Genomic DNA, 26,746 nt, shown 5'->3' on the forward strand with positions numbered 1-26,746 from the left:
CACGCCCCCACGAGGAAAACCGTTCATGACACATTTCGATCAGGCTTTTTTGGGTGAACATCGGGAGATGGAAACGCGGCTCAAAAACGTCGGCCAACACGCGGCGCAAGGTGAATGGCGTATGGCTGCAAGTGTGGTCGAATCCCAGAAGGCCCATCTGCTACATCATATCGATGTGGAGGAACGTGTAGTTTACCCAGCATTCGAGTCTCAGACCGATGATGAGGGTCGGCGCACCTTGGCTTTTTTGCGCAAACGGCATCTTGAGTTGCCGGTGTTTTTCGATGAATTGGCGGATGCGATAGCCGATCACGACGAAGAATCCCTCAACGACACCCTGGAAACGCTGCTGCGGATCATCGCGGATCATCACCAAACCGAGGAAAAGGATGTGTTTCCCTACTTCGAACCCACCGCACCTTTGGAGACTGTCGGCATAGATGCCGCCCGTGCGCTGGAGGAAGGCAGATGAGCACCTACCACGGCTGCGAATTACCGGAAGATCTGTATTACGATCTGGATTATGTATGGGTGCGCGCTGAGGCCGATGGCAGTTTGACGGTTGGCATCACCGACCCTGCACAGACTTTTGCCGGGCGTATTTTACGCGCGCGGATCAAGAAACCAGGCACTACCCTGCTGGCTGGGCGGCACGTTGCCACGCTGGAAAGTGGCAAATGGGCTGGCGGCGTACCAATTCCATTCGAGGCGCGTGTCCTGGAACGCAATGAGGCGGTACTGGAAGACGGCCATTTGATCAATATCGATCCCTACCGTGACGCTTGGATCGCACGCCTAGAGCCGATTGCTGGGGCGGAGGAAGCGCTGACAAGCCTGCATACCGGCGAGGAAGCGCAGGCGGCGCTTAGGGTTTGGATAGAAAGGTATGATATTCAGTGTCTTAGATGTTCTAGTTGATAGATTGAATTAAATCGGCAATAAGATCGCTCAAATCAGCCCATTAATCCACGTCTGAGTAGATTAGTGCCCAGAAAGACCAACGCTACGAGGAGCAGCTGGCGGAAACGCGCTTGATCGATACGCTGGCGTAGCCACTGACCCACGGCAATGCCGAACAGTGTTGGTATCAATGCCAGCGTTGATCCCCATAACTGCGGGACAGAGACTATGCCCAGACCGATCAACGAGGCACTCAGCGGAATCGATCCGCAAAGTGCAATCAATCCATAGGCGCCGATGAAGCGTTCGCGATCGAGCTTGAGCGCGACCAGGTACAAAATCAGCGGGGGCCCGTTGATCAGTGAAACGCCGTTGAGAACGCCGGCAAACAGCCCGACGCCCGGCCCTGCCCCGCGCTCATATTGAGATGGAAGGTGTAGATGTGGATTCAGCCATGATGTCAGACAAAAGCCCAGCACCACACATCCCAGCAACACAAACAAGCCGCGAGTCGGCACACTCACCAACAACTGCGCCCCGATGACGGTGCCGATACCGAATGCCAGTATGAGTGGCCAAAATCGCGCAAGAGCCCAGCGCAGGTGATCGCTACTCAGGCATTGCCAGAGATTGGCCACCACGATAGGTACGAGCAGAATCGCGATGATTGTATGGGGTGTCAGGAAGCCACCGAGAACCGAAACCACGAACACCGGCATGCCGATGCCAATCGCCCCTTTAATGAAGCCGCCACAGACGAGCACCAAGGCGATTGCGGCGATCATAGGGGGCGACAGATCCATGAGGGGCATACCGTATCAGCAGCAACTCAGCAGAGCCGCGCCGAACGAGTCAAACACTGATATTCGCGCGCCTGCGGATGTCGGCGAGTAGTTCGTCGGGCACCTCGATGCCCTCGGCGCGATGTCGTGCCCGAGCAGTCAAACGCCGCTCACCGGGCAAACGCGTACCCGGTTGGGAAACGATGGCCTCCATCAGTTGCTCCAGGCGGTGCGGATAAGCCTCGCCCCCGAATTTGATCGGGTCGATCAGAATGAACAACTGCCCTACTCTCGGCGGCTCACCGTTCGCGGTGAAGAATGAACTAGCCTCGAAACCGAAGTGAGATCCGGTCAGACCGGCGGCCAATATCTCGACGACCAGAGTCAAGGCTGCGCCCTTGGCATCGCCCATCGGTAGCATCGTGCCACCATCGAGCACTGCGGCGGGGTCCGTGGTCGGATGCCCGGCCGCATCCAGTGCCCAATCATCGGGAACCGTTTGATTGCGATCCCGCGCCACCATCACCTTGCCGCGCGCAACTTTGCTCATCGACAGATCGACGACCAACGGCGCCTGGCGCTGCCTCGGTGTGGCGAAGGCAATCGGATTGGTGCCAAAAACGGCCTTCGATCCGCCCCAAGGTGCAATGCCTGCCGGTGAATTGCCGAATGCCAGTGCGACTACGCCACGTTGCGCTACATGTTCGACATGATGCCCGGCCACACCGAAGTGATGAGAATTGCGTACCGCGAGCGCGACCACGCCAGTTTCCTTGACGCGTGCCAGCGCTGCATCAAGACCAATTCCGATGGCTGGGTAGGCGAATCCGCAGCGTGCGTCCACACACAGGGCTGCCGCGGCGGGTGATTCGATCTGCGGGCGGGCATGTCCGTCTACCTTGCCGCTTGCCGCCTGATCGGCATATGACGGCAGACGCGAGACGCCATGCGAGGCGAGCCCATCCATATCGGCGGCCACCAGCGCAGCTGCGACACTACGCGCGTTTGCTTCGCTGGTATTGGCATTCATCAATGCACGGGTTACCAGCGTAGTCAGGGATTCTTCAGCTAGGCGGGTCATGCCGGTCCTTCCTCCAGGGTTTGTACCACCGCCTCACCGATCATGCGGCTGACGCGAGCATTCGATTCGCGCGTGACGCCGGCAATATGGGGTGTCAGTATGAGATTTTCCAAATCATGGAACATCGAGTGAGCCGACAGAGGCTCTGTTTCGAAGACATCGAGCGCGGCTCCAGCCAAGCGACCTTCGCGCAGCGCTGCACTCAGGGCAGCATCATCAACGACACCGCCACGGGCGGTATTGATCAGGATTGACCCGGGACGCATTAACGCCAATTCCTGCGTACCCATAAGATGGCGAGAGTCTGCATTCAGGGGAACATGCAGACTCAACACATCGCACCCAGCAAGCAGACTCGCAAGCGAATCGACCGGCTCAACCGCATGCTGTGCCCAGACACTGTCAGCGGCATTCAGGCCGGGATCGAATGCACGTACCACAAGCCCCAGTCCGCGCGCACGGCATGCCACCGCGCGCGCGATGCCGCCAAACCCTACCAGACCCAACTCGCGACCTTGGACTTCGCCGCCAACGAGTGCGGCGCGCGGCCATTGGCCAGTGAGCATTGCTCCGGTTGCGCCAAAACTGCCGCGCACCAGAATCAGCATCGTGGCGATGACGTATTCCGCAACCGCGATATTATTGGCACCGATGGCCGGAAGTACGCGTATGCCGCGATGTCGACAATAGTCTAGATCGATGTTGTCCAGCCCAACGCCGAGGCGCCCCACTACCCGCAAGCGCGGCGCGGTCGCCAGCAGTTTTGCATCGACACGCGTACGATTGCGCACGATCAACGCCCGAGCCGCGTGCAGGTAATCCGCCAAACGGATGGGATGGTCAGCCAGATCCGGTTCGTAACGCACCTTCAGGCGCGCGCGCAACGCTTCGACCGCATCACCATCCATGAATTCGCTGATGACGACGTCGCTCATGGCACGGATACCGCCCCCGGCTCGCCATCCGCATCCTCAAGTAGCGTGAATCCAGGTCTGACGCGGGTAAATTCGACCGGGACTTGAACGACGCGTAGCCGCCCATCGGCTTGCAGGCGCAGGCGATTGAAACTGGATGTTTCCCATTCTCCGGGGCCCGGAAAATCCTCGCGGAAGTGGGCACCACGCGAATTTTCTCGCGCCAGTGCCGAGGTCGTAATTGCGCGGCTGACCAGCAACATATTTCTCAGATTCAACCAATCGTGCCAGGTCAAATTGAACGCCAGATCGCTGCCATCCACGCCGGTCTGTGCAAGGCGCGCTTCCAATTTATCCAAGCGATCGAGCGCTCGATAAAGCCCATCGGCGTGGCGTAAAATGCCGACATCCTCCCACAAGGTGTCGAAAACGCCTTCGCGGATGGATTCGATGTCTCCTGGCGGTAGGCCCAGCGGTGTGCATGCTGCGGCATATTCCTGCGCCAGCCGTTCTTCGTCTGGCGTTTGCCATTCCGGATCGGATTCCGTGAGATAGCGTGCGATGCTGTCACCCGCCAGACCGCCAAATACGGTGGCGTTGGCCACCCCGTTACCGCCGAGACGGTTCGCGCCGTGAACGCCGCCGGTATCCTCCCCGGCAGCGAACAAACCCAACAGGGCGGTGGTGCAGTCGACCGTGAATTCAACGCCACCCATCATGTAATGTGCCGTGGGAATGACTTCTACACGACCGCCGGCGAGATCGAATCCGCAATCGGCACAGCGTTTGACCATGCCGCGAAATTGCCTGCGTACATTGTCTTCACCGAGATGGCTCATGCTCAGGTATACGCCCCCGTTCGGGCTGGTGTTGCCATTTCGAATTTCTTCAAAGATGGCACGGCTCACCACATCGCGCGTCGCGCGCTCGCCGCGAAGGTCGTAGCGCTGCATGAAACGCGCGCCATCACCCCCGAGCAGGTAGCCTCCTGCACCACGCAATCCTTCCTCCAACACCGTCCCCGTCATGCGTGTGTCAGGGCCAGCTAACAGTCCGGTGGGGTGGAATTGCACCATTTCCATGTCGCGCAGCGGTAAGCCAAGGCGCAACGCCATCGCCATGCCGTCGCAACTCTTGTCGCCAGAGGGTGTGTGATATTTGTACATGGTCGGCCCACCGCCAGTCGCGAGCAGCACCGCGCGCGCTTGCACGAACACGAATTCACCCGTGTGCATATCGATCAACAGGACGCCAGCGATTCGCGTGCCGGTCGCATCAGGGATCATGGCAACCGCACGATGTTCTTCCAGACGCTCGATGTCGCGTGCCCAGACTTGCTCCGTCAACCGATTCATGATCTCGATGCCGGTCAGATCGCCTTTATGCACGGTACGGTCAAAGGTTTGCCCGGCAAAGGCCTTCTGGTGCAGCGTGCCATCGGGGTTACGATCGAAGAAACAGCCGATCTCGTTTTCAAGCTCGCGCAATCTCAGCGGTGCGTGCGAGACCAATGCCCACGCCAATTCCTGGTTATTGATCCATTTCCCGCCTTCCAGGGTATCCATGAAGTGGCGTGGTATGGAGTCACCCACCGCCAGCGCGGCGTTGTAGCCGCCCTGTACCATGCGTGTACAACCGCACTTGCCCAACAGCCCCTTGACGGCAACAGTGATACGCGTGCCCGGGGCCTCGCGATGCACGTGCAAGGCCGCAAACAAACCTGCCCCACCGCTACCCAGGATCAGTACATCCGTGCGTACGCGCCTCAAGTCCGTATACCCATCGAGGCCAGTGCCGCATCGCGCTGCGCAGCCGCATCGCAACGCACCTGTTCGTACAGGCTGTCGCCATGGCTGTCCATTGCGACCAATAGCGGCCCGAAATTGCGCACGCGGAAGCGCCATAGGCTCTCTGGATTGAGGTCATCCAGATCGACATCCTCGATTGCCTCAATCCAGGTGGTTTCCAGTGCGGCGGTACCACCCACGATGGCCAGATAGACACCGCCCAGATCACTGAAGGCATTCAGCGAACCGGATAGCAATCCGCCTTTGCCGATAATCACTCGTACGCCGCAGCGCGTCATCAGAGGCTGCGTGAAGCGCTCCATGCGCGTGCTGGTAGTGGTGCCGACACAGATCGGTGCGTAACCTGCCGGGTAATCGGATGAGCGCGGCACACGCCGGACATTGGGTGCGGTATGAATCACCGCATGCCCTGCGAGATCGAAACGCGTCTCTCGACCACGATCAAACAGGTGGATCAGCGTGGCATCGCGGATACCGAATAAACTCCCGCTCAAACTCACGGTATCGCCCGTACGCAACGCCCTGACCTGTGCCTCGGTCATCGGGGTCGTCAGTTCGACATGTGCCATGGCGTCTCCCTCCTCAGAATCCGAATTCGATGCCGTCCGGGCTCAGTATCGCCGAGGCACGGCGCGCCGAGTGGCACTGGATGTTGACCGCCACCGGATTGAGTGTGATGTGTGTGGCCGCGGTTTCCACGTGTACCGCGAACGCCGTGGCATCGCCGCCGAGTCCTTGAGGCCCAATACCCAGTAAATTCACCGCTTCACTGAGCTTCGCCTCAAGCTGCGCACCTTCCTCATCTTCGCAACGGCTGCCGAGGGCGCGTGTTGCGGCAACCTTCGCCAGGTGCATGCAGAGATCCGAGGTACCACCGATCCCCACGCCGACAATGGTCGGCGGGCAGACCTTGCCGCCGGCCTCCAGCACGCGGTCGATCACGAAGGTCTTGATCGCGTCCACACCTTCGGACGGCAAACACATGCGCAACCATGAGCCATTTTCAGAACCGCTACCCTTGGGAATCATTTCGATCCGCACACGCTCCACGGTTTCGTTAAAATCGAAATGAATCACCGGCACATGCCGCCCGGTACTCGTGTGATTGTTCTGACGCGTAATTGGATGCACAACCGACGAACGTAACGGATGCTCCTGTGTGGCACGCCGGCAACCCGTTGTGATGGCTGCCTTGATAACGGTGCCATCGAACTCTACGTCTCGGCCGATGATGACGTTGTAGATCGGCAGCCCCGTGTCCTGACACAAAAGATTGCGGGTTTCCTCGGCCACCTGAATATTTCTGACCAAGGTGCCGAGCACTCGTTGCGCGCCCGCGTCGCGTTCCTTGTGTGTCAGCCGATCAAGACCGTGCTTGATATCGTCCGGCAGCTGTTTGAGCGCACGAATATATAACGCCCGCGCCACTTCCTCGACGGCCGCTTGGTAGAGTTTCATCGCTGCATGCCCCACTTGCGAACCGTATGAACCTCAATGGTTCTAAAGACGATGCCCTCGACCAACAGACCGATGAGAATCACCGTCAACAACCCGGCGAAAACCGCAGCAGTCTGCAGCTCGTTCTGATTTTCAAAGATATACCAACCGATGCCGCCGGAACTCGAAGTCGCACCGAAGACAAGTTCGGCGGCGATTTCCGTGCGCCATGCGAACATCCACCCTATCTTTAATCCGGACAGAATCGACGGGAATGCAGCGGGAATCAGCAATTTGATCACATACCGCCAGCCCGTGAGACCATAGTTTTTGCCGGCCATACGCAAGGTATCGCTCACCGATACGAACCCGGTCAGCATATTGACTGCTACGGCCCACAACACGGCATGTACCAATACAAAGACAATACTGCCCTGCCCCAAGCCAAACCAGATCAATGCCAGCGGCAGCAGGGCAATTGCTGGCAACGGACTAAACATCGCCGTCAAGGTACTCAGCACATCTTCACCGAAGCGGGTCAACACCGCAGTTGTGGTTAATAGCAAAGCGATGAGGACACCCAGTCCGTAACCGATCAGCAGCGTTTCTATGGAATTCAAGGCCCTCAGTAACAGTGGCCCATTGACCAGCGCATTCCAGAAAGCCTCGACGGTTGCGCTGAAGGTGGGGAATAGCAGCGGGTTATGCAGCCACAATGTGTATCCTTGCCAGATTGCAGCCAACAATACGAGAATAAACAAACGCCGCAAAATCGTGATGTCCTTGATGCGTTGCCACCAAGATAAGGTCCGCGCAATCTCGCCAATTTCTCCCAGCGACTGCGGCGTGCGTTCAAATTCATCACGCACAGGCGGCATCTCAGCAGGTAATTTATTTTCCATTCGCCTCGACCTCCACCTGACTTGCCTCCTCGGCAAAGAGCATGTCGTGAATGCGCTGTTGCAACTCCTTGAATCCGTCTGAGGTTTGATTTTCATGGGAAAAATCATGGGCATTGATTTCAGCTCGAACTTGGCCAGGATGCGGTGATAAAACCAAAATCCGAGTCCCCAAAATGATCGCCTCCTGAATCGAATGCGTGACAAAAAGCACCGTGAAATGCAGTTCATCCCAAAGCTGTAACAACTCTTGCTGCATTTTTAGCCGTGTGAGGGCATCGAGTGCCGCAAAGGGCTCATCCATTAGCAATATGGCCGGCCCCATCGCCATGCCTCGTGCGATCGCGACACGTTGTTTCATGCCGCCCGAGAGCGTATGTGGATACGCATCTCTGAATTTCAAAAGATTGACCTTATTCAGAAACAGCTCGGCACGCTCAAGCGCCTCGACAGGACTATATTTGTGACTGGTAATCATGGGAAAAAGAATATTTTCTATCACGGTTTTCCATGGCAGTAATTGGTCGAATTCCTGAAAAACCATCATCCGGTCAGGTCCCGGGCGTTCCACGACGGCACCATTGACCTCGATACGTCCGGAAACGGGTGATAAAAAACCACCCACTGCCTTGAGCAGCGTTGATTTGCCACACCCAGACGGGCCTAATAGAATGAATCTGTCCGCAGGAAATACTTTGAAATCGACCTGATAGGTCGCGGTTACGATCTGCTTTTTGGTTTTGTATTGAAGCGTCGTGCCGCAGACATTCAGCAGTGGTGGGATGTCTTCCACCTCGCCGCATTTCCCTTGGGCTCCATCCATTTTCAGCATGGCTTCCATACATCCCTCGTGCATTCGGTTTGCAGCTGGTTGTCGTCGGCCGCATATCGGCCGACGACAATTGAACACTCGACAACTGTCAGCTACCGTGCTCGTTCCAGACGTTTTTGAAAAACACGTCCTTCCAGGATTTTGGAAGATGGGTGATGGAGCCGGTTTTATACATGAAGCGCGCGTACTTCATGATGTTTTTAGGGGTCGTTGTAAATTCATTTTCTGGATTCGTGATAATCCCAAGGATAAGCTTTTTAGGCAGTTTTGAATGAGCCTCATCGATATAAATCTGAGCGGCCTCTTCTGGATTATCCTTAATGAATTTATCTGCCGCCTGCAAAGCCTTGAATACCGCATTGAACATTTTTGGATGTTCTTTGTGGTATTTGGCCGAAGCCCACAAGGTGTTGAATGTGGATTTTCCACCCAGCACCTGATAGGAACTCAGAACGGTATGTACCTTAGGATTGGCCAGCTCCTCAATGGAATACGGCGGCGAAGTGAAATGCGCATCAATCTGCCCCCCTCCGCTAAGTAATGTGGCCATTGCATCTGGGTGCTTCATCGATACCGTCAAATTGTCGAGTTTGTTGTAATGTTTGTCGCCCCATTGTTTGGCAGCGGCCATCTGTAATGTGATCGCCTGAATGGAGACCTTTACTGCAGGCAAGGCAATGCGGTCTTTGTTGGTGAAATCCGTAATGTTATGAACATTCGGGTTAGTGGTGTTAAGCAAGTTGGGCAGGCTATTGAGTGCCGCCACGCCATGCACGTCGTAGATGCCTTTCGTCTTATCCCACATTTTGAGCAAAGGACCAACGCCGCCCGATGCGAAATCAAGATTGCCCGAGAGTAGCGCGGCGTTCATCGCCGAACCACCGCCAAAGGTCGCCCAAGTGATCTTGACGTCGTGAATCCCTGCCTCGGCGGCATACTTTTGAATCAGGTGGTTGTGACGCATCACCATCAACGGCAGATAACCAACGCCGTATTGTTGTGCGAATCGGATGGTTTCGGCACCGGATATGCTACTCAACCCCAAAGCCACGACGCCAGCAATCAACGCCGATCCGAGTTTGGTGACACGTGAGTGTTTCCCTTTTCTACGGTTTTGCATCGCAACTCCTCCTTTTTCGTCATCGATCGGTGCTACGGCACTCTCTATTCACCTGTAACCGTAGACGCTTGCGGGTAAAACGCTTGCGAAACGGATTTCAAAACGCCCTCAGGAGATAGCTCAGGGCAATCATGAGAGATACCCCACACGCGACGGCGATCGCCGTCTTCTGCCAGTCGCCCCAAGGCAGAAACTCTATGGCCAATAAGCGCAGACCACCCGTAAGATGCGCGGCCAGCAGCATGGCCACGCCACCTTCGCCAAACTTGACCCACGGATTATTTGCCCAGTCCAATGAACCGCTCGAATCGCTGGCCCCGGTGATAATGGTGGACAGCACCCATAAATGAATGGGAAGGAAAATACCCAGCAGCAGGCCCGATGCGCGATGGACCGCGAATGCCCAGTAACTCGAATGTCGTCGCAATCCCCGATTTCGATTCATGCGTATAGCCCCAAGACCGCGCGCCACCCCAGAAACGCCAGTAAGGCGGCGAAGGCCAGCGCGATCATGTTGACTCCATCTTTGCGTATCGATGTCCATTCCATCAGTACGACACGTAGTCCGATGGGTACATGGATTGCGGCCGCCGTGACGAACGAGCCGTATACGCTTAGCCAGAAGAGGTTGCCTCGAGTGTGCGCGAGAATCTGGCCGGCCGACAGGCCGTCGTTGACCACATAGATCATCGTGCCTAAATGTATCGTCACGGTGATGACCAGCAAGAAGGCAGTCGCGCGCTGCGCCATCCAGAGCCAGACATCCAGCCGCGAGTTCACAGCTCACCCCGCAAGGCGGCCAAAGCCACTGTGCGCTTGAGGCCTGCAATGCCAGCTGCCGGATTCAGTCCCATGGGGCAATGTTGGAGACAGGCCTGCTGACCATGGCAACCTAGACATCCGTCGTCGCTCGCAACGGCGGCTAGGTGCAGGTCCCGGTGCTCGTCACGCGCGTCGTTGATCAGAGTCCAGACACGATTCAACGCGGCAGGTCCAAGGTAATCCGGCTTCCACGAAACCACATCACAGGCGGCATAACAAACCGCACAATTGATGCATTCGATGCCTTTATCAGCCTGCCGGCGCTGCGCGGAATCCGGACGCACGCGCGCAAATGCGTCCTCCCGTGTTCCGGCGGAAATAAAATAACCGCGTGCACGTCGCCATTTGGTGAAGAAGGTGCGCATATCCACCACCAAGTCCTTGATCACCGGTAAATTTCGCAATGGTGAAAGACTTAATCGATGGCCGTTCGCAACACGTTCAACGTGGGTGCGGCAGGTCCACTTTGGCGAGCCGTTGACGGTCATGGCGCAGGAGCCGCACACGCCGACGCGGCAGGCGAACCGGTAGGACAAGGTCGGATCGAGATGACGTTGGATGTAGGTCACCACATCCAGCACGGTTTGATTGTCATGCCGAGGCACGCGGTAGGCGACGAACTCGCCCGAAACGCCACCCCGCCATACCGATACATCGAGGACTTGTGCCTTCGTCATCGAAATCCCCCCACCCGAAACGGAACGCCTACCCCGTCGGTTTGCGCCGATTCAGGCGCTGCGATACAGCTTGGTCAGGACGAACTCGCGATGGCCCAGGGCTTCCGCCGAGGTTGATCGCCCGCTGCAGGTGCGCAACATCATCTCAATCAGTGCATCACCCGCCTGATCCAGATTCATCTCGCGGCGCAAGATGCCGGAAACGTCCAGATCAATGTGCTCGGACATGGTGCGCACGGTCCGCGGGTTGGCGCTGAGCTTGATCACCGGCTCCACCGGATTACCGATGATATTGCCCTGCCCAGTCGTGAACAGATGCACCACATAGCCCGCAGCGCACTGTAGGGTGATGCATTCGGCCGCCGCCGACGAGGTGTCCATGAAATACAGCCCTGAACCCTTGGCGGGTGTTTCGGCCGGTTCGAGCACGTCGATGAATTGCGTCCGCTTGCCGATTTTGGCCAGATTACCGAAGGCCTTTTCCTCGATGGTCGAAAGCCCTCCCGCGATGTTGCCCTTGGTCGGCTGCGATTCGGAGAGATCGTCGGTCTTGTGACGGTTGATGAAGTCGTTGTAGTCGTTCCAGGTTCTGAGGAACTTCTCCCGAACCTCGTCATTGGCCGCGCGCCCGGCGCATACCTGCTCGGCACCGGTTAGCTCGGAGGTCTCGCCGAAGCAGATATTGGCTCCCCGCGGCACCAACTTATCCACCAGATTGCCCATGGTCGGATTCGAGGCCAAGCCAGAGGTCGTATCCGATTCACCGCACTTCATCGAGATCCACAACTCGTCGATGCCACAACGTTCGCGCTGCTTTTCCGTCGTCCACTGCACCATCTCTTTGGCAGCACGCGAGGCACGCGCGATGGTGTCGATATCGCCATGCTCCTCGATGGAAAAGCCTTCTACCGGTTTGCCGGTGAGTCGAATACCCTCCACCACGCGCTGCGTCCAGCCAGGTTCGATGCCGATAACCACGACCGCGGCCACATTGGGATTCGCGCCAGTGCCGATCAGCGTACGGAAGAACAGCTCCAAATCCGCGCCGAATTGCAGGCGCCCATAAGGATGCGGCAGGGCCATCGTACCCTTGATGTTGTTACCCACGGCCTCGCAGGCGGCATTGGAGAGATCGTCCAGCGGCAGTATGACGACATGATTGCGGATGCCGACGCGACCATTTTCGCGCCTATAACCCATAAAACTCAGATCGGTATTGGCCATCGTCGTTACCACCGTTTCGTCTTGATGTTGTGCACGTGCACGTGGCGCCCCTTGCCGATATTGGCCACGGCACGGCCGATGTCATTCTCGTACTCGATGATCGTATCGCCTTCACTCACATCGACGAGTGCGATCTTGTGGCCTAGAGGGATATCGTCCTGGGCCTCAATACTCAGTGTGGTGTCGTTTTCGAGCAGCCAGCCCGTCAAGGACTGACCTGCCTTGATGCCCTCCACGACCACCACACCAACACGGTCGGCCTTGTTATGCACCAGAAAGTGGGTTGCCATGCCTGCTCCTCACATGATTGCCAAGTTTCGTAAGTAGTCTTATGTAGTATGTCCTATATAAGACATATAACAGACTAGTCGGTGATATTATCGACGTCAAGGCGTAAACTGAAAATTATCGATAGAACGTTGTAGAACGCTGTAATTCCATACAAAAATCACGGTAAAGCACCGGCATCTGGATGCTACGCAAACCCGTACAAAGCATTGCAAGGCCATGATGTAAGGGCATAATGCCGATCAATACCGCTGTCCACCGCAATGTCCATACGGAATGCGCTTGGACACTTAAACCCTGCCCTCGCTCGAAGCGTGGCGCCCGCAACCAACACAGGAATGACTCATGGGAGAAGCCACCGGCCCGGATTTCAGGCCGCTGTACAGCCAGATCAAGGCATTGCTCACGCAACGCCTCGCAGCAGGTGAGTGGCCGCCTGGTCAGGCATTGCCGAGCGAGACCGCATTGGCGCAGGAATATGGCGTCAGCCAGGGCACCCTGCGCAAGGCATTGAACGAAATGGAGGCAGAACGCCTGGTCGACAGGCGACAAGGCAAGGGCACCTTTGCCGCCAAACACAGCGCTGCGCGCTCACTGTTTCAGTTCTTCTTGTTGGTCGGCGAAAACGGTGAACGCCAACTTCCCGAAAGTCGCACCCTTGAATGTAGTGCTGGCAAGGCCACACGCGACGAACAAGAGGTTCTTGAGCTTGACGCCGGCGCTACGGTGACGCGCATCATGCGCGTGCGCCATCTCAAGGGACGGCCGGTTATCTGCGAGCGCATTACCGTATCGACCGCGTTGTTCCCCGATCTGCAACGCTGCACGGCTGGGGAAGTGACCAATACCCTCTACGACATGTACGAGGGGCGATATGGTGTCACGGTGGTGCGTGCCCGCGAACGTCTGCGCGCGGTGGCTGCTAGCGAGCGCGAAGCGGAATTGCTCGAATTGAGCACGGGAGCGCCCCTGTTGGAGATCCACCGGGTTGCCTTCAACATCAATAAGCATCCCGTCGAACTGCGTATCAGCCACTGCAGCACGGCCCATCATTATTACCTAAGTGAACTGGACTGACAGAGCCCCCGTCGAATGTCGTCCAGTCTGTATATCGACACTCCTGGAAGTTTTCGCGTGCAAATACGTGTAAGAGTGGTGCACACACGAGCGACCAAGTGCTTGTCGACATCGCGGACGGTGATCGCAAGACGCCGCCCGTGCATCGACACCCACACATAATCCGCTTGAGGAGTGTCCATGAGTACGCATCACAAGGCATTGAAAATGGCCATCGCCACCATCGTCGCCTCCGCTGCATTGGCGACTGGTACGACGGCCCTGGCCGCCAGCGGTCCGAAGATGGCCAAATGCTTCGGCGTTAACGCCGCCCATCGCAACGACTGCAAGACCGCAACCGGCTCATGTGCCGGTACCGATCCCAAGGCCCGCGATCCCAATGCCTTCATCCTGGTGCCGCAGGGTGTCTGCGGCATGATCGCCGGCGGCACCACGCACCCAACGCCGATCGCATTGAAGCGCGAACAGACGTTTCATCACGAGCTGATGGAGATGTCCCCGGAAAAACGCAAGGAGGCTGTCAAGATGCTGCGAATGAAACAAGCCAAGCTGCACATGGAGAGCGGGTCCTGACCCGTTGACATGAACGCGCCGCCCTTCAACAGAGGCGCACCGATCCCGGCTCACGCCGGGATCGGACTCCGCGCCGAATACGAACGCGAAATTCTGCAGTCCGGCACCCGTGCTGCCTGGCTTGAGGCGCACAGCGAGAATTACTTCGGCCCTGGCGGCCGTCCGCTGCGCAATCTACAGATGCTGGCCGAGCGTCTCCCGCTGAGTCTGCATGGGGTTGGCCTAGGCCTGGGCAATGCCGATCCGCTGGATCGCGCTCACTTGGCACGCCTGCGCCGGCTTGTGAATCTCGTGCAACCCGCCCTGATCTCCGAACATTTGTGCTGGAATGCTCATGCTGGCCACCACTTTAACGATCTGCTGCCCCTGCCCTACACCGAAGAAGCAGTCGCCCATGTGGTCGAACGCATCGTGCAACTGCAGGACACACTGGGACGTAGAATTCTGGTTGAAAACGTCTCCTGTTACCTCCAGTTCGAAGATTCGCGGATGACCGAATGGGCGTTCGTCAACGCCATCGCCGAACAGGCCGATTGCGATATTCTGCTGGACGTCAACAACATCTACGTCAATGCCTGCAATCATGGGTATGACGCGCTCGACTTTATCCACGCGGTCGACCCCAACCGCGTCGGCGAAATTCACCTCGCAGGGCACACCCGTCGTGAATTCGACGATGGTACGGTGATTCGCATCGATACCCATGATCAACCCGTGTGCGAAGGCGTCTGGAGCCTCTATCGGCAAACACTGGAACGCCTCGGACCACGTCCAACGTTGATCGAATGGGACGCCGCCCTGCCCCCGCTCGGCATCCTGGAGGCGGAAGCCTTGGCCGCAGAGCGCATCCTCACCGAGGTTAATCGTGAACACGCTGGCTGAGCTGCAAACGGCCTTCGCCGTTGCACTGGAGCATCCAGAACAAGTCGATGCGGTGCGTCTGCGCCATGAGGGCATCGCCGCACCGCGTCGTATCGGCCTGTATCGCAACAACACCCGCATTACCCAGACGGAAGCGCTGGCCGGTATCTATCCGGCCGTGCAAAAACTGGTCGGCGAGGATTTCTTTGCAGCGTTTGCAGAACACTATCGCACCCGATATCCGTCGCGTAGCGGTGACTTGCGCGACTTTGGCGGCACACTGGCCGAATGCATCGCCGAATTCGACCCCGCCGCTGGATTGCCCTATCTGCCGGATGTCGCACGCCTGGAATGGGACTGGCATCTCTGCTTCCACGCCGAAGAGGTCGAAGCACTCGATGTCAGCGGGCTGGCTCGGCTGGCAGAGGATGTCGATTCCGAACCGGCACTGGCACTGATACCCGCGGCCAAACTCCTACACTCGCCCTATCCGGCCGCCGACATCTGGGCTTTCGCCCTCGAACCCGAGCCGCGACAAGGCACGCTCGACCTCGATGCGCTGGCGCCGGCCTACCTGTTGATCGCACGCCCCACAGACGAAGTGCTCGTGCTCTCGCTCGCGCCGGCCGATTACCACTGGCTGGCCCATGTTGCTGCGGGAGAATCCTTATCCACCGCCCTCGAAGCCACGCTGGAAATCCACCCCGATTTCGATCTTGCCGAGCGCCTGCCATCTCTGGTTAGCCTCGGCGTGTTCACGGCACATCAAGCGGGAGAGAAGCCATGATACTCGACAAGCCTATTGCGCTTTACGTACGTATCGCGCAACTGCTCGACAAGGCCTCTCCACTGGCCGACCTGCTGCTCAGGCTCTGGGTCGCAGAGGTGTTTTGGCGCGCTGGTGTGGTGAAGCTACAGAGCATTTACTCGACCCTGTATCTATTTCAGTACGAATACCATGTGCCCTTTTTGCCGCCCGAAGTGGCCGCGTATCTGGCCACAGGTATCGAACTGGGCTTTCCCGTGCTACTCGCGCTAGGCCTGTTCACCCGCTTCACCGCGGGCTTCCTGTTCGTCTATAACATAATGGCTGTGATTTCGTATCCGGCGCTCTGGGCAACCGGATTCATCGACCACAAGGTATGGGGCATCATGTTGCTGGTCACGCTTCTACACGGCCCAGGCGCCCTATCCATCGATGCCGTTCTGCGGCGCTGGTGGCCTGCCGCTCCGCGCCGTTCGACCCCACAAAGGCTGCATCCGCAATGACACTAGGCACTGCTCCACCGAGATTTTCCCACCGTTGGCAGACGTTGCTCGTGATACTCGCCTCAATCCTGGCGCTCACCCTGATCGCCAGGCCCGCGATGGCCGACGGACCGAATTTCCCGACGGGTGCGCCCTGGTTCAACGTAAGCCAGCCCCTGACCGCCGCTGACCTCAAAGGACGGCTCGTGCTGCTGGATTTCTTCACGCCGGGCTGCATCAACTGCATCCACACGCTCCCCGGCACCGCGCGTCTGGAGCGCGAATTCGGCGGCAGTCTACTGGTCATCGGCGTCAACTCGCCCAAATTCAAGGCCTCACAGGGTGTCAGTGCCATTGACGGCTTCATCCGCCGTTACAACCTTCACCACCCCATCGTGACCGATAAAGACATGCGCCTCTGGCGTCAATACGGCGTGTTTGCCTGGCCCACATTCGTCTTGCTCGGGACGAATGGCGAGGTCGTGGGAAAATTCATCGGTGAGGGGCGCTACGGCCAAATTCGTAAGGCGGCGATCCAAACGCTGGCCAAGGCGAGGCACGACGGCACCCTGAATACCACCAGCGTCTTGCCACTCAAGCCGATGCCCATGCCCGATACCCCGCTGCTGCAACCGGGCAAGGTCGCAGTGGATGCACGTTATGTCGCGGTATCCGACAGCGGGCACAACCGCGTTGTCTTATTCAACCATCAAGGAAAAACGCTACAGGTCATCGGCAGCGGCCAGTTGGGCGTTGCCGATGGCGAAGCGGCCCGAGCCCGCTTCAATGGCCCCCAAGGTTTGGCCTTCGACGACGATGCCTTGTACGTCGCCGACACAGGGAACCAGCTGATCCGCCGCATCGATCTGAAGACCTTCGCCGTCACCACCGTGGCCGGTGACGGTCGACAGGAATATGGCGTCGTCGGCATTCATCAGGCGCGCGCCGTACCGCTCAACTCCCCTTGGGGACTGGAACGAGTTGGCGACGAGCTCTATATCGCCATGGCAGGAGATCACCAGATTTGGAAGTTGGACCTGCGCACCCAGCGCATCGGTCCGGTCGCAGGCAGCGGCGCGGAGGGGATCGCGGACGGGCCGGCGGCCCAGGCCAGCTTCGCCCAGAGCAGCGGCCTTGCCTATCACGACGGCCAACTCTACGTTGCCGACCCAGAGTCATCCGCCGTACGCATCGTCGATTTGGCCGACATGCATGTGCGCACACTGATCGGCCGCGGCTTATTCGATTTCGGCCTGCGCAATGGACCAGCGGCAAGCGCACTACTGCAGCACGATCAAGGACTGGCCTACGAGGACGGTAAACTCTACATTACAGATACATTCAACGATGCCATCCGAACGCTGAGTCTTGCTACGCAAACAGTCTCGACACTGACCATCGGTCTCGCGCAACCCGGTGGTCTCGCAATACTCGCCCCCACCGTCTGCTTGTGGCCGATACCAACGCCAATCAGCTGGTCACGGTCGATACTCAAAATGGCAAAATAAAACCCTGGTCGATCAGTGGGTTACCCCCGCCTACGACCCACTGATATTTAAACAAACGAGTGATGGGGGCGTGGGCATAGAAGGCAGAAGCCATGGCAAATAATGGCAATTCCGTCACGCCCGTAACAACGCCTTGGCCAAACGCTCGGAGAGCTGATCAGCAGTGAACTGTGGTTCGTTCGATGGATACAGCGTGTCTTCGTCGAGATCAATCCATATTCCTTTGCTAGCGAGAACATGCCCTTGAGTTTTTCGCAAGCTCTCAGGCGTTCTCCGAGTGTGGCCTCAGTTCTGGCTTTAGCGGGGAAAACGACGTAGTTAATTCTCTAATCGGCATGCATTCTTCACAATCCAAGAACTTGCCCGCGTCGCTCAGGCCTATTCTCCGGTCATCACTGGCACTTCGCATATGGCGATTCTCATCGAATCGATCTCGAATACCATTCAAGCTCGACTTGATTTTTGTTCGAGAGATTACTCATCACCTCCTCGTCGATCATGTGCTTGAATCAAATATTTTCAACCGCTAACGGGGCTCCAAGTAGCAAATGGACATAGCTGAAAACAACGGCGAAGCAATGAGTATGCAGCATCGGCTGCGGGATTAAAGTTTTCCTGATAAAGGCAATTGTCTCCAAAAAGAGACACTTGAAATACAGGCAGGCAAGATGCATGATTTTTTTAGGCGCAGCTGAATATCATGCGTCCTCATGGGCTTGCTTAATAACTTCGGGGTGGCGGCATGATCTACTGGGCGGCTATATTTCTGATTATTTCGATAGCAGCAGGCGTTCTTGGTCTTGGTGGGATATCAGGCTTAGCCGCGCAAATCGCCTGGATATTGTTTGTCGTTGGCCTAATTTTAGCCGTTATATTATTCATAATGGGTCGGAGACCAAGATTATAACTTCACCAATCATGGAGTTCGGGTCTGCGGGTCTGAAATATCATTCGTGAAGCATCACGAGTGTATATGTGATTTTTAATATATTTTAGTCGCCCCATGAATTTACCATAATGAGGATATACACATGGTTAATGCTGCCCTTAAAAAAATCACTCCCCTCCTGGTTTTGGCGGTTATGTTGGCTGGCTGCCAATCCCACGAGGGCCCAGCCGAAAAAGCGGGCAAAAAAATTGACAACGCAGCCAGCCAGGTAAAGAAAGATGTTGGAAACGCGACTGATAAGGCCGGCAAGAAAATTGAAGATGCTGGCAATAGCATCAAAAATAATTAATCAAATAAGGGTTTATTACCAATCCTTCGAGAAAACGCCATTAATATCAGATGGCCAGTGCACGTTTGGCAATTGATGGCTGCTTGATCTGAGCATATTTGGTGACCTCATGTGCCAGATGCTAATGCCGATCAGTACTTCGGCGCCCTGTTTCGTGCGCTAAGCCCTTTAGGCTCCCCAGATTGACGATCTGTGCGCGCGCGGCGGCGTCCTTGCAGATCGCGCCGACATCGTCGCCGGTGACCACCGGCACGCAGGTGTTGTAGACGAACACCGCAATATCCAAAACGGCCGCACCTAGAACGCCAGGCAATCAAACGAGGCAGCTTTATCCACACCGCCATCGACACTGATGGGGGCCGCGGCTGGTCAGCCCGGTTATCGATCGGTCGGTGGATCGACCTTTGTTGCGGAATAACAGGAACGAAGATGCATGCCCTTGTTGCGCAAAAAGGCGATGAACCCGCCTGACGACGGTTTGTAAATCGTTACGGTACTCGAAGGATTCGCGGCGCAGTAGTCGATCTCGTTCTCGTAAAACGTCTCGGCAACGACATCGAATTTATATCGGGCATCCTGAACGGCCACCGCCCGCGTGCACAAATAGCCTAGCGGCTGCTTGTTCTTGATGACGGGCAAATCGACAAAAACCCCCTCACTTACCCGTTTGCCGAGCGTCGCCGGATTACAGCCCGCAAAAGCGGGCGGTGCAAATGCCAAACTTAAGGCCAGGATCGGGATCGCTTGCTTCATCGCTCGTTTCCGTCGTTTGCGTCAAACGTCCGGGAGACGCCTGAATCGAAGGTCGTCGCGGGTCGCGACAAGATGCCTGTCCGTACCATATCCGCAAACGCAGCCCAGCGGAAGGCTACGCTGGCGTAGCCTTCCGCTACCACGGGCGGTAGGTGCGGCGACAAGCCGGAATCTCGTCGCGCAAAAAAATCCTTCGGTCAGAAATTAAGATTGACTGCCGTACCGAATCGCTTGTTGTTCCAGGGGATTCGCGTAAAATCTAGCCCTTTTGCGCGTTGGAGTTGCATGTGTTTCAGTTGTATTACGCTCACGTCGCCAAGGCTCGGGACGATATCCTTTCCGGTTTGACCGTCGCATTCGCACTGGTGCCGGAGGCGGTCGCGTTCGCGTTCGTGGCCGGCGTCAACCCCCTGGTCGGGCTCTACGGCGCGTTCATGATGGGACTGGTCACTTCGCTGGTCGGCGGCCGGCCCGGTATGATTTCCGGTGCGACTGGGTCGATGGCCGTCGTCATGGTCGCCCTGGTCGCGAAACACGGCGAACAATATCTGTTCGCCACGATCATCCTGGCCGGCGTGTTGCAAATTATTTTCGGCGCGCTGAAATTCGGCAAATATACCCGTATCGTCCCGCTGCCGGTCATGCTCGGCTTCGTCAACGGGCTTGCGATCGTGATCTTTCTCGCCCAGCTCAACCACTTCAAGACGCAGGGCACTGGCGGCGCCGCCCACTGGCTGACGGGCACCCCGCTGTTCGTCATGCTGGGCCTCGTCGCGCTCACCATGGCGATCATGTATGGGCTGCCCAAAATCACCCGCGCCTTCCCTGCCGGTCTGGCCGCGATCATCGCGATCACGCTGCTGGTGCATCTGGCCGGGCTGCACACGCCGCAGGTCGGCTCCATCGCCGACATCCACGGCGGCTTCCCGAGTTTTCACCTCCCGAGCGTGCCGATCACGCTGGACTCGCTCAAGGTCATCCTGCCTTACGCAGTCATCCTCGCCGGCGTGGGCCTGATCGAATCGTTGCTGACCATGACCGTCGTGGACGAAGTGACCCACACGCGCGGCCAGGGTAACCGCGTGTCCATCGGTCAGGGCGCCGCCAACATGGTGAACGGCTTCTTCGGCGGCATGGGCGGCTGCGCCATGATCGGCCAGACAATGATCAACGTCTCCTCCGGTGGTCAGCGTAACCTGTCCGGCATCGTCGCGGCGCTGTCCCTGCTGACATTCATCATGTTTGCGTCGGGCCTCATCAACCTCGTGCCCGTAGCGGCCCTGGTCGGCCTGATGTTCATGGTCGTCATCCAGACCTTCGAATGGGGTAGTTTCAACCTGCTGAACAAAATCCCCCGCGAGGATATTTTTGTCGGCATCCTCGTGACCGTTGTCACTATTTTCACGGACCTAGCGATCGCCGTGGTCATCGGCGTCATCGCCAGCGCACTGGCGTTCGCCTGGAAGCAGGCCAGGCACATCTACGTGCTGGTCCACGACGAAGCCGACGGCACCCGCATCTACGAAGTTCACGGTCCGCTGTTTTTCGCCTCCACGCACCGCTTCGGAGAATTGTTCGATCCGGAAAACGATCCCAGCGATGTCGTGGTCGATTTCGGCCACTCGCGCGTAGCGGACCATTCAGCCATCGAAGCCATCGACACCCTAGCCACCCGCTATACAACTGCCGGCAAATTGCTGCGCCTGCGCCACCTGAGCCAGGAATGCCAAATTCTGTTGAAAAAGGCCGGTAACCTCGTCGAAGTGAACATCAGCGAAGACCCGCATTATCACGTCGCGGATAACTCACTGGCTTGATTCAGGGTTAATCGTTTCAGGCAACCAGATCGGGCTGTACTTCGCCACCGCCCGATCTGGTTTAAGGGCATGGCATCCTGCTATTGATTCACCCTCATCGATTCATGAAAGCAGACACCGGGCTGATGTGGTTTATAGACGGATGTCGACCCCGAAGAGACATTCGACCCAATCCCAGTCTACTTCCGTTTGGTGGTTGCGGAGAGCTGACACTCGACTACCCCATAATTTTGGTCAGAATCCTTCGACTTGTCACCTGAAAACACACAGCCTTCCGGAGACGCGAACCGCAACCATCGCGGTCCGCTCGCACTGATATTCTTCAGCGAATAGGTATCTGTCGATTGTACGGTAACGAACAGACAGTTTATCCAGTCAGAGTAACCTGACGATTAGGAAGTAGGTATTGGCGAGGGCGATGAGTGAGATTCCCTCTAAGCTGGCGAATGAATACCGACTAGAAACAGTGTAGCCAACCTTGCTGTGAAGAAAGCCGAAATGACGTTAGACACCGTTCTAACGCCGTCGCGGCGTCATACGATTCTGGCACTGGCGGAAGCCGGGGCATTGAGCGATTGGGATACCGAAGCAGGAAATAGAGCGTCCGAATTCGTGACCAGCGACCCGTGATGCGCACCGGTGGATGCGGTGCCGGAGACGTGCTCGGTGGACACTCGATCCGCCACAAAGGGGGATGGGTGCAAAGAGTGGTCGCCGCAATAGTCTTTCAGGACAGACATGAGCCTTTACAACGGGATGGTTAGTGCCCCTCCAACTTTCTTTATAGAGAGACAGAGTTCATGAGTGCCTTTTCCAAAGCTGGAAGTCGCATAGGTGCCGATGGCAATTTTGCCTCGTTCGAAGCTGCCCGCCATCGACCATCATGTCCCCGGTGCAACGGCCCTGTGCTGCGTGTGCGACGCCGCTTCTTAGATCGTATCGTGAACCTGATTACGCCGGTGCATCGATTACGCTGCTGTGCGATGAGCTGCGGCTGGAGAGGGATTCTTCGCGTGAAGTGAATAGGAGATAGCAAAAAAATAGTAACCGCACGAACGGGGGTCAGATACCCTCTTGGATTTCAAGTCCGCGCAAGGGGATTTCAGCCTGGAACGGTCGTCCCGATTTAATCACGCCATAGATCAAATGCATGAGCTTGCGCATGCTGGCGCCGACAATGGCCTTCGGTGCCAAGCCCTTGCTTTCCAGGCGTTTGGCTAAAGCGATGATGACCGGGTTATGCCGCTTGGCCACCAGACCAGGCATGTACAGTGCCCGGTCTGGTGGCCGCATGGCCGGCTCTTGAGATCGTCGTGCGTCCCTTGACCGACGCACCCGATTGTTTCTGTTTCGGGCTTCAGGCCAATGAAGGCGGCCAGCACCTTGGCGCTCTTGAAGCGACGCGTATCGCCGATGTAGGCCAGAAATTGGGCGAACTCGGGTCAGGGGCGAACCGGGGTCAGATACCCTCTTTATGGCATCCAGAAAAATTGGATATCCCGCGCGCCATAAAAGTTATGATGCCGAGTGGCATCGGATACTATTCCACAATACTAAACCCGAGCCCAATCTCCTCCAATCATCTAGCAGCGTGCCGCTTCTTGCGAACGCCATGTTATGCAACATGGCTTAGTCGCAGCCACGAGCAGCCGAGCTTGTACCCACTATGCCGCTTTCCGTTTTGTGACCATCCCGTTTCCACCAGTCCAAGCGGCCTATCGGTTCTTTGACTCGCGCACTTCGGCCACGGGATCGTCCAGCAGTCGGCGCAAGCGCTGGCGGCGAACGCGTGGTGCGGCGGCGAGGTGGACCGTCCAGTCCTCGTCGGTGAGCATGCGCGCCGCTACGGCGGCACGCACCTCGGCGGCGGGATCGCCGATCAAGCTCGAGAGTAGTGATTCTGGCAGGCGCTGCGTGCGTGAATTTCAGATCAGGCCCGCAAGGCACACGCTGCTGGAATTCGCGTATTTCACGATGCCCTCCGAGATATCGTTGGCGGCATACATCGCCATCATCTCGCCGGAAACCACCACATAAATTTCCTGGGTCTTGTTTTCACGAATGGACATGGCGAAGCCGCCACAGACCACGTCGCCCAGCACGTCATAGAACACGAAATCGAGGTTCTCTTCGTAGGCGCCCTCTTCTTCCAGGAAATGGATCAGGTGATCATACCGCGGCCGGCGCCGCCAACACCCGGCTCGGGAGTGTGCGTATTTGTGGTTATGAGGTTGGAACCTGGCCTAGGACTCGCATAGGTTTGTCTGCATGCAGCGCCGCGATCAACGGGCAGGCCACTTTCTCCTCGCCTTGGCGGCACTGCTCGAGCAGGTTTGCCAGCGTCGCTTCGACTCGGCGCAGATCCTGTAGCCGTGCGCGTACGTCGTCCAAGCGTTGAGCCGCCAGTTCGGCCGCCGAATCGCATTGCATGCCTTCATCGAGTGGCAGCAGCTGAAGGATTTCGTCCAGGCAGAACCCAAGACGCTGTGCCGACTTGATGAACTTCACTCGCGCGATGTCCTCCACCGTGTAATAGCGAATACCACCCGGTGGGCGGGGCGGCTCGCGCAACAAGTTTCTGCGTTGGTAGAACCGAACGGTCTCGACGTTGACGCCCACCGCCTCGGCCAGGCGGCCGATGGTCAATGCGTTTTCCCGATGATTCATTAAGAGTTGACTCCGTACTTTAGTACGGCAGTAAGTTTACGCTACCTAGCGCCCACCAAATTCATATGAATCGACACACCCAGGAGGCAACCTCATGTCTACCATCACCCGCATTATCGATAAAACTGGCGTCGTCGGCGCCATCGTTGGCAGTTTCAGTTGCGCCATGTGCTTTCCAGCGGCCGCGAGCCTTGGTGCCGCGATCGGATTGGGCTTTCTCAGCCACTGGGAAGGCCTGTTCGTACATTGGCTGATTCCGATCTTCGCCAGCGTGGCGCTATTGGCGACACTGGTGGGCTGGTTCTCGCACCACCAGTGGCAGCGCACCCTGCTTGGGTCGATCGGTCCGGTGCTGGCGCTGGTCGGCGTGTTTGGGCTGACCCATCACTTTCTGGCCAAGGACCTGGCGAGAGGGGTTTTCTATAGCGGACTGGGGGTGATGTTTTTAACCTCCATCTGGGACATGGTCAATCCGGCGAACCGCCGTTGTGCGACCGATGGGGGCGAAACGCCCTCCCCGCGTAGCTGATCAGATGAATCCTTTGGAGAACCTTATGACCGAGAACGCAACCACCGAACTCGCGATCACCGGCATGACCTGCGACAGTTGTGCCGCACACGTGCGCGAAGCGCTCGAAGCCGTGTCCGGCGTGCGCGAGGCCCAGGTGTCCTACCCGGATGCCACGGCCTGGGTCGTGCTGGAACGCGAGGTGTCTATACAGCAGCTGACCGAGGCGGTGGGCGCGCACGGCTATGGTGCGCATCCACGCGGTGATGACGTCACCTCTGCGGGTGACGGACAGGGACTACACATCGCTGTGATCGGCAGCGGCGGCGCGGCTATGGCCGGTGCGCTCAAGGCCGTCGAGAAGGGTGCGCGCGTCACGCTGATCGAGCGCGGCACCATCGGCGGTACCTGCGTCAATATCGGCTGTGTGCCGTCCAAGATTATGATCCGTGCTGCGCATATCGCACATCTACGACGTGAGAGCCCCTTCGACGCTGGCCTACCGCCCACCTCACCCACCGTGCTTCGCGGCCCATTGCTGGCCCAGCAGCAAGGTCGTGTCGAGGAACTGCGTCATGCCAAGTACGAAGGTATCTTGGAGACCACCCCATCCATCAAGGTCTTACACGGCAGGGCACGTTTCCTTGATGCGCAGACACTGAGCGTGGCTCTCAACGACGGCGGCGAACGCAAGGTGGTCTTCGACCGCTGTCTGGTCGCAACGGGCGCGAGTCCCGCCATCCCGCCGATTGCGGGCCTTGCGGACACACCCTACTGGACATCGACCGAGGCGCTGACCAGCGATACGATTCCCGGACGGCTGGCGGTGATCGGCGCGTCGGTGGTGGCGGTGGAGTTGGCCCAGGCCTTCGCTCGCCTGGGTAGCCAGGTTACGCTACTCGCCCGCCACACGCTGTTGTCCCAGGACGATCCTGCGATTGGTGAAGCCCTCGCCGCCGCCTTCCGTGAGGAGGGCATTGAAGTCCTGGAACACACGCAGGCAAACCGTGTCGCATGCGCTGGGGATGAGTTTGTGCTGAGCCTGCCCACGGGCGAGTTGCGCGCCGACCGGCTACTCGTCGCCACCGGGCGCAATCCGAACACGCGGGAGCTGAGCCTGGAAGCGGCCGGTGTCAAGATCGACCAGCACGGCGCCATCGCTGTGGACGCCGGCCTGCGCACGAGCGCGGCGCACATCTTTGCGGCCGGCGACTGCACCGATCAGCCACAGTTTGTGTACGTCGCGGCCGCTGGCGGCACCCGCGCGGCGATCAACATGACCGGCGGCGAGGCGAGCCTCGACCTCTCCGCGATGCCGGCCGTGGTGTTCACCGATCCCCAGGTCGCTACCGTGGGGCTGAGCGAGCAGGCAGCCCGAGACCTAGGCATCGAGATCGACACCCGCACACTGTCCCTCGACAACGTGCCGCGGGCACTGGCCAACTTCGATACTCGCGGCTTCATCAAGCTGGTCGCGGATGCCGAAACAGGCCGTTTGCTTGGCGTGCAGGCAGTTGCCGCGGAAGCGGGTGAACTGATCCAGTCGGCAGTGCTGGCGATCCGTAACCGCATGACAGTGCAGGATCTGGCCGACCAGCTCTTCCCTTATCTGACCATGGTCGAGGGACTCAAGCTGGCCGCGCAGACCTTCACCAAGGATGTGAAACAACTGTCATGCTGCGCCGGGTAAACCACAGAGTCCGTTTGAGCGA

At 57.8% G+C, this 26,746-nt stretch carries 33 protein-coding genes and 1 pseudogene; 13 read left to right on the forward strand and 21 right to left on the reverse strand.

The window, feature by feature from the left end:
• Window positions 1-25 precede the first annotated feature (25 nt).
• Entirely contained in the window at window positions 26-472 is a 447-nt protein-coding gene (locus tag BI364_RS08705) for a hemerythrin domain-containing protein (RefSeq protein ID WP_070078406.1), read from the forward strand.
• On the forward strand, window positions 469-918 hold the full coding sequence (locus BI364_RS08710) for a glycine cleavage system protein H (RefSeq protein ID WP_070078407.1): 450 nt from the start codon (window positions 469-471) through the stop codon (window positions 916-918). The genes BI364_RS08705 and BI364_RS08710 overlap by 4 nt, the downstream gene beginning before the upstream one ends.
• Window positions 919-953: 35 nt before the next feature.
• Here the strand turns inward: BI364_RS08710 and BI364_RS08715 are convergent, their stop codons facing one another.
• From BI364_RS08715 to BI364_RS08780, 14 genes are all read right to left on the reverse strand, one after another.
• Window positions 954-1,703, reverse strand: a complete 750-nt coding sequence (locus BI364_RS08715; RefSeq protein WP_197495639.1) for a sulfite exporter TauE/SafE family protein — start codon at window positions 1,701-1,703, stop codon at window positions 954-956.
• A gap of 49 nt (window positions 1,704-1,752) precedes the next feature.
• Window positions 1,753-2,763: an Ldh family oxidoreductase gene (locus BI364_RS08720; RefSeq protein ID WP_070078409.1), complete on the reverse strand. Its 1,011-nt coding sequence runs from the start codon at window positions 2,761-2,763 to the stop codon at window positions 1,753-1,755.
• Window positions 2,760-3,698, reverse strand: coding sequence for a hydroxyacid dehydrogenase (locus BI364_RS08725; RefSeq protein ID WP_070078410.1), 939 nt, complete (start codon window positions 3,696-3,698; stop codon window positions 2,760-2,762). Before BI364_RS08725 ends, BI364_RS08720 begins: the two co-directional genes overlap by 4 nt.
• Window positions 3,695-5,446 (reverse strand): L-aspartate oxidase, encoded by a 1,752-nt coding sequence (locus BI364_RS08730; protein ID WP_070078411.1) that lies wholly within the window; start codon window positions 5,444-5,446, stop codon window positions 3,695-3,697. The genes BI364_RS08725 and BI364_RS08730 overlap by 4 nt, the downstream gene beginning before the upstream one ends.
• Window positions 5,443-6,054 carry a fumarate hydratase C-terminal domain-containing protein gene (locus BI364_RS08735; RefSeq protein WP_070078412.1) on the reverse strand — a complete coding sequence of 204 codons (612 nt, stop codon included), beginning with the start codon at window positions 6,052-6,054 and terminating at the stop codon, window positions 5,443-5,445. Before BI364_RS08735 ends, BI364_RS08730 begins: the two co-directional genes overlap by 4 nt.
• Window positions 6,055-6,067: 13 nt before the next feature.
• Entirely contained in the window at window positions 6,068-6,943 is an 876-nt protein-coding gene (locus BI364_RS08740) for a fumarate hydratase (RefSeq protein WP_070078413.1), read from the reverse strand.
• A complete protein-coding gene (locus tag BI364_RS08745; protein ID WP_197495640.1) occupies window positions 6,940-7,824 on the reverse strand; it encodes an ABC transporter permease in 885 nt (294 codons plus the stop codon). Before BI364_RS08745 ends, BI364_RS08740 begins: the two co-directional genes overlap by 4 nt.
• A complete protein-coding gene (locus tag BI364_RS08750; RefSeq protein ID WP_197495641.1) occupies window positions 7,814-8,662 on the reverse strand; it encodes an ABC transporter ATP-binding protein in 849 nt (282 codons plus the stop codon). The genes BI364_RS08745 and BI364_RS08750 overlap by 11 nt, the downstream gene beginning before the upstream one ends.
• Before the next feature lie 79 nt (window positions 8,663-8,741).
• Window positions 8,742-9,773: an ABC transporter substrate-binding protein gene (locus BI364_RS08755; RefSeq protein ID WP_070078415.1), complete on the reverse strand. Its 1,032-nt coding sequence runs from the start codon at window positions 9,771-9,773 to the stop codon at window positions 8,742-8,744.
• 97 nt (window positions 9,774-9,870) lie between these two features.
• Window positions 9,871-10,200: a succinate dehydrogenase gene (locus BI364_RS08760; RefSeq protein WP_197495642.1), complete on the reverse strand. Its 330-nt coding sequence runs from the start codon at window positions 10,198-10,200 to the stop codon at window positions 9,871-9,873.
• 14 nt (window positions 10,201-10,214) lie between these two features.
• The gene (locus tag BI364_RS08765) at window positions 10,215-10,553 is read right to left on the reverse strand and encodes a hypothetical protein (RefSeq protein ID WP_083251273.1); all 339 of its coding nucleotides are present in this window, start codon (window positions 10,551-10,553) and stop codon (window positions 10,215-10,217) included.
• A complete protein-coding gene (locus tag BI364_RS08770) occupies window positions 10,550-11,272 on the reverse strand; it encodes a succinate dehydrogenase/fumarate reductase iron-sulfur subunit (RefSeq protein ID WP_070078417.1) in 723 nt (240 codons plus the stop codon). Before BI364_RS08770 ends, BI364_RS08765 begins: the two co-directional genes overlap by 4 nt.
• 51 nt (window positions 11,273-11,323) lie before the next feature.
• On the reverse strand, window positions 11,324-12,496 hold the full coding sequence (locus BI364_RS08775; RefSeq protein ID WP_070078418.1) for a UxaA family hydrolase: 1,173 nt from the start codon (window positions 12,494-12,496) through the stop codon (window positions 11,324-11,326).
• Between the two features lie 5 nt (window positions 12,497-12,501).
• Complete coding sequence (locus tag BI364_RS08780; protein ID WP_070078419.1) at window positions 12,502-12,786, reverse strand: UxaA family hydrolase; 285 nt, start codon at window positions 12,784-12,786, stop codon at window positions 12,502-12,504.
• A gap of 343 nt (window positions 12,787-13,129) precedes the next feature.
• Between BI364_RS08780 and BI364_RS08785 the strand changes: the two genes are divergently transcribed.
• The 8 genes from BI364_RS08785 to BI364_RS08815 all read left to right on the forward strand — a co-directional run bounded on the left by BI364_RS08785 (window position 13,130) and on the right by BI364_RS08815 (window position 19,289).
• A complete protein-coding gene (locus BI364_RS08785; protein WP_070078420.1) occupies window positions 13,130-13,861 on the forward strand; it encodes a GntR family transcriptional regulator in 732 nt (243 codons plus the stop codon).
• Window positions 13,862-14,041: 180 nt separating this feature from the next.
• On the forward strand, window positions 14,042-14,434 hold the full coding sequence (locus BI364_RS08790; RefSeq protein WP_070078421.1) for a BufA1 family periplasmic bufferin-type metallophore: 393 nt from the start codon (window positions 14,042-14,044) through the stop codon (window positions 14,432-14,434).
• A 9-nt stretch (window positions 14,435-14,443) separates the two neighbouring features.
• Window positions 14,444-15,316 carry an MNIO family bufferin maturase gene (gene bufB, locus BI364_RS08795; protein ID WP_070078422.1) on the forward strand — a complete coding sequence of 291 codons (873 nt, stop codon included), beginning with the start codon at window positions 14,444-14,446 and terminating at the stop codon, window positions 15,314-15,316.
• Complete coding sequence (locus BI364_RS08800) at window positions 15,300-16,082, forward strand: HvfC/BufC N-terminal domain-containing protein (RefSeq protein ID WP_070078423.1); 783 nt, start codon at window positions 15,300-15,302, stop codon at window positions 16,080-16,082. The genes bufB and BI364_RS08800 overlap by 17 nt, the downstream gene beginning before the upstream one ends.
• A complete protein-coding gene (locus tag BI364_RS08805) occupies window positions 16,079-16,564 on the forward strand; it encodes a DoxX family protein (protein ID WP_070078424.1) in 486 nt (161 codons plus the stop codon). Before BI364_RS08800 ends, BI364_RS08805 begins: the two co-directional genes overlap by 4 nt.
• Window positions 16,561-18,051, forward strand: a complete 1,491-nt coding sequence (locus BI364_RS08810; protein WP_207644986.1) for a thioredoxin-like domain-containing protein — start codon at window positions 16,561-16,563, stop codon at window positions 18,049-18,051. The genes BI364_RS08805 and BI364_RS08810 overlap by 4 nt, the downstream gene beginning before the upstream one ends.
• Window positions 18,052-18,793: 742 nt before the next feature.
• A complete protein-coding gene (locus tag BI364_RS17395) occupies window positions 18,794-18,958 on the forward strand; it encodes a DUF1328 domain-containing protein (protein WP_083251276.1) in 165 nt (54 codons plus the stop codon).
• 124 nt (window positions 18,959-19,082) lie between these two features.
• Window positions 19,083-19,289 (forward strand): lipoprotein, encoded by a 207-nt coding sequence (locus BI364_RS08815; RefSeq protein ID WP_070078426.1) that lies wholly within the window; start codon window positions 19,083-19,085, stop codon window positions 19,287-19,289.
• Window positions 19,290-19,410: 121 nt separating this feature from the next.
• On the opposite strand, the gene BI364_RS17885 is transcribed toward BI364_RS08815, so the two are convergent.
• Both BI364_RS17885 and BI364_RS08820 read right to left on the reverse strand, forming a co-directional pair.
• Window positions 19,411-19,575 carry a hypothetical protein gene (locus BI364_RS17885; protein ID WP_156782679.1) on the reverse strand — a complete coding sequence of 55 codons (165 nt, stop codon included), beginning with the start codon at window positions 19,573-19,575 and terminating at the stop codon, window positions 19,411-19,413.
• Window positions 19,576-19,667: 92 nt separating this feature from the next.
• Window positions 19,668-20,042, reverse strand: coding sequence for a hypothetical protein (locus BI364_RS08820; protein WP_070078427.1), 375 nt, complete (start codon window positions 20,040-20,042; stop codon window positions 19,668-19,670).
• Between the two features lie 287 nt (window positions 20,043-20,329).
• Here BI364_RS08820 and BI364_RS08825 point away from each other — a divergent pair, with 287 nt between their 5' ends.
• Window positions 20,330-21,859: a SulP family inorganic anion transporter gene (locus BI364_RS08825; protein ID WP_070079984.1), complete on the forward strand. Its 1,530-nt coding sequence runs from the start codon at window positions 20,330-20,332 to the stop codon at window positions 21,857-21,859.
• 1,062 nt (window positions 21,860-22,921) lie between these two features.
• Here BI364_RS08825 and BI364_RS18315 read toward each other — a convergent pair.
• The 5 genes and pseudogenes from BI364_RS18315 to merR all read right to left on the reverse strand — a co-directional run bounded on the left by BI364_RS18315 (window position 22,922) and on the right by merR (window position 24,526).
• Window positions 22,922-23,152 carry a hypothetical protein gene (locus BI364_RS18315; RefSeq protein WP_197495644.1) on the reverse strand — a complete coding sequence of 77 codons (231 nt, stop codon included), beginning with the start codon at window positions 23,150-23,152 and terminating at the stop codon, window positions 22,922-22,924.
• Window positions 23,077-23,283, reverse strand: coding sequence for a transposase (locus BI364_RS19165; protein WP_197496026.1), 207 nt, complete (start codon window positions 23,281-23,283; stop codon window positions 23,077-23,079). Before BI364_RS19165 ends, BI364_RS18315 begins: the two co-directional genes overlap by 76 nt.
• A gap of 291 nt (window positions 23,284-23,574) precedes the next feature.
• A complete protein-coding gene (locus BI364_RS17890) occupies window positions 23,575-23,742 on the reverse strand; it encodes a hypothetical protein (RefSeq protein WP_197495645.1) in 168 nt (55 codons plus the stop codon).
• A 45-nt stretch (window positions 23,743-23,787) separates the two neighbouring features.
• A pseudogene (gene nifH / locus BI364_RS08835) lies at window positions 23,788-24,065 on the reverse strand (nitrogenase reductase); the annotation flags it as partial.
• 17 nt (window positions 24,066-24,082) lie between these two features.
• Complete coding sequence (gene merR / locus BI364_RS08840; RefSeq protein WP_070078429.1) at window positions 24,083-24,526, reverse strand: Hg(II)-responsive transcriptional regulator; 444 nt, start codon at window positions 24,524-24,526, stop codon at window positions 24,083-24,085.
• A 94-nt stretch (window positions 24,527-24,620) separates the two neighbouring features.
• Here merR and merC point away from each other — a divergent pair, with 94 nt between their 5' ends.
• Window positions 24,621-25,055 (forward strand): organomercurial transporter MerC, encoded by a 435-nt coding sequence (merC, locus tag BI364_RS08845; RefSeq protein ID WP_070078430.1) that lies wholly within the window; start codon window positions 24,621-24,623, stop codon window positions 25,053-25,055.
• 25 nt (window positions 25,056-25,080) lie between these two features.
• Complete coding sequence (gene merA, locus BI364_RS08850; protein WP_070078431.1) at window positions 25,081-26,724, forward strand: mercury(II) reductase; 1,644 nt, start codon at window positions 25,081-25,083, stop codon at window positions 26,722-26,724.
• Window positions 26,725-26,746: the final 22 nt, after the last annotated feature.

It is taken from the genome of Acidihalobacter yilgarnensis (assembly GCF_001753245.1).
GTDB classification, from domain to species: domain Bacteria; phylum Pseudomonadota; class Gammaproteobacteria; order DSM-5130; family Acidihalobacteraceae; genus Acidihalobacter; species Acidihalobacter yilgarnensis.

What these genes read in the sequence shown, in the direction of transcription:
- BI364_RS08710 (WP_070078407.1), top strand. Translation starts at nt 469, where the DNA reads ATGAGCACCTACCACGGCTGCGAATTACCGGAAGATCTGTATTACGAT.
- BI364_RS08785 (WP_070078420.1), top strand. Translation starts at nt 13,130, where the DNA reads ATGGGAGAAGCCACCGGCCCGGATTTCAGGCCGCTGTACAGCCAGATC.
- BI364_RS08715 (WP_197495639.1), bottom strand. Translation starts at nt 1,703, where the DNA reads ATGGATCTGTCGCCCCCTATGATCGCCGCAATCGCCTTGGTGCTCGTC.
- BI364_RS17395 (WP_083251276.1), top strand. Translation starts at nt 18,794, where the DNA reads ATGATCTACTGGGCGGCTATATTTCTGATTATTTCGATAGCAGCAGGC.
- BI364_RS08750 (WP_197495641.1), bottom strand. Translation starts at nt 8,662, where the DNA reads ATGGAAGCCATGCTGAAAATGGATGGAGCCCAAGGGAAATGCGGCGAG.
- BI364_RS08780 (WP_070078419.1), bottom strand. Translation starts at nt 12,786, where the DNA reads ATGGCAACCCACTTTCTGGTGCATAACAAGGCCGACCGTGTTGGTGTG.
- BI364_RS08820 (WP_070078427.1), bottom strand. Translation starts at nt 20,042, where the DNA reads ATGAAGCAAGCGATCCCGATCCTGGCCTTAAGTTTGGCATTTGCACCG.
- bufB (WP_070078422.1), top strand. Translation starts at nt 14,444, where the DNA reads ATGAACGCGCCGCCCTTCAACAGAGGCGCACCGATCCCGGCTCACGCC.
- BI364_RS08805 (WP_070078424.1), top strand. Translation starts at nt 16,079, where the DNA reads ATGATACTCGACAAGCCTATTGCGCTTTACGTACGTATCGCGCAACTG.
- merR (WP_070078429.1), bottom strand. Translation starts at nt 24,526, where the DNA reads ATGAATCATCGGGAAAACGCATTGACCATCGGCCGCCTGGCCGAGGCG.
- BI364_RS18315 (WP_197495644.1), bottom strand. Translation starts at nt 23,152, where the DNA reads ATGCGGCCACCAGACCGGGCACTGTACATGCCTGGTCTGGTGGCCAAG.
- BI364_RS08740 (WP_070078413.1), bottom strand. Translation starts at nt 6,943, where the DNA reads ATGAAACTCTACCAAGCGGCCGTCGAGGAAGTGGCGCGGGCGTTATAT.
- BI364_RS08790 (WP_070078421.1), top strand. Translation starts at nt 14,042, where the DNA reads ATGAGTACGCATCACAAGGCATTGAAAATGGCCATCGCCACCATCGTC.
- BI364_RS08725 (WP_070078410.1), bottom strand. Translation starts at nt 3,698, where the DNA reads ATGAGCGACGTCGTCATCAGCGAATTCATGGATGGTGATGCGGTCGAA.
- BI364_RS08770 (WP_070078417.1), bottom strand. Translation starts at nt 11,272, where the DNA reads ATGACGAAGGCACAAGTCCTCGATGTATCGGTATGGCGGGGTGGCGTT.
- BI364_RS08815 (WP_070078426.1), top strand. Translation starts at nt 19,083, where the DNA reads ATGGTTAATGCTGCCCTTAAAAAAATCACTCCCCTCCTGGTTTTGGCG.
- BI364_RS08755 (WP_070078415.1), bottom strand. Translation starts at nt 9,773, where the DNA reads ATGCAAAACCGTAGAAAAGGGAAACACTCACGTGTCACCAAACTCGGA.
- merC (WP_070078430.1), top strand. Translation starts at nt 24,621, where the DNA reads ATGTCTACCATCACCCGCATTATCGATAAAACTGGCGTCGTCGGCGCC.
- BI364_RS08775 (WP_070078418.1), bottom strand. Translation starts at nt 12,496, where the DNA reads ATGGCCAATACCGATCTGAGTTTTATGGGTTATAGGCGCGAAAATGGT.
- BI364_RS08705 (WP_070078406.1), top strand. Translation starts at nt 26, where the DNA reads ATGACACATTTCGATCAGGCTTTTTTGGGTGAACATCGGGAGATGGAA.
- BI364_RS08745 (WP_197495640.1), bottom strand. Translation starts at nt 7,824, where the DNA reads ATGGAAAATAAATTACCTGCTGAGATGCCGCCTGTGCGTGATGAATTT.
- BI364_RS08735 (WP_070078412.1), bottom strand. Translation starts at nt 6,054, where the DNA reads ATGGCACATGTCGAACTGACGACCCCGATGACCGAGGCACAGGTCAGG.
- BI364_RS08810 (WP_207644986.1), top strand. Translation starts at nt 16,561, where the DNA reads ATGACACTAGGCACTGCTCCACCGAGATTTTCCCACCGTTGGCAGACG.
- BI364_RS08720 (WP_070078409.1), bottom strand. Translation starts at nt 2,763, where the DNA reads ATGACCCGCCTAGCTGAAGAATCCCTGACTACGCTGGTAACCCGTGCA.
- merA (WP_070078431.1), top strand. Translation starts at nt 25,081, where the DNA reads ATGACCGAGAACGCAACCACCGAACTCGCGATCACCGGCATGACCTGC.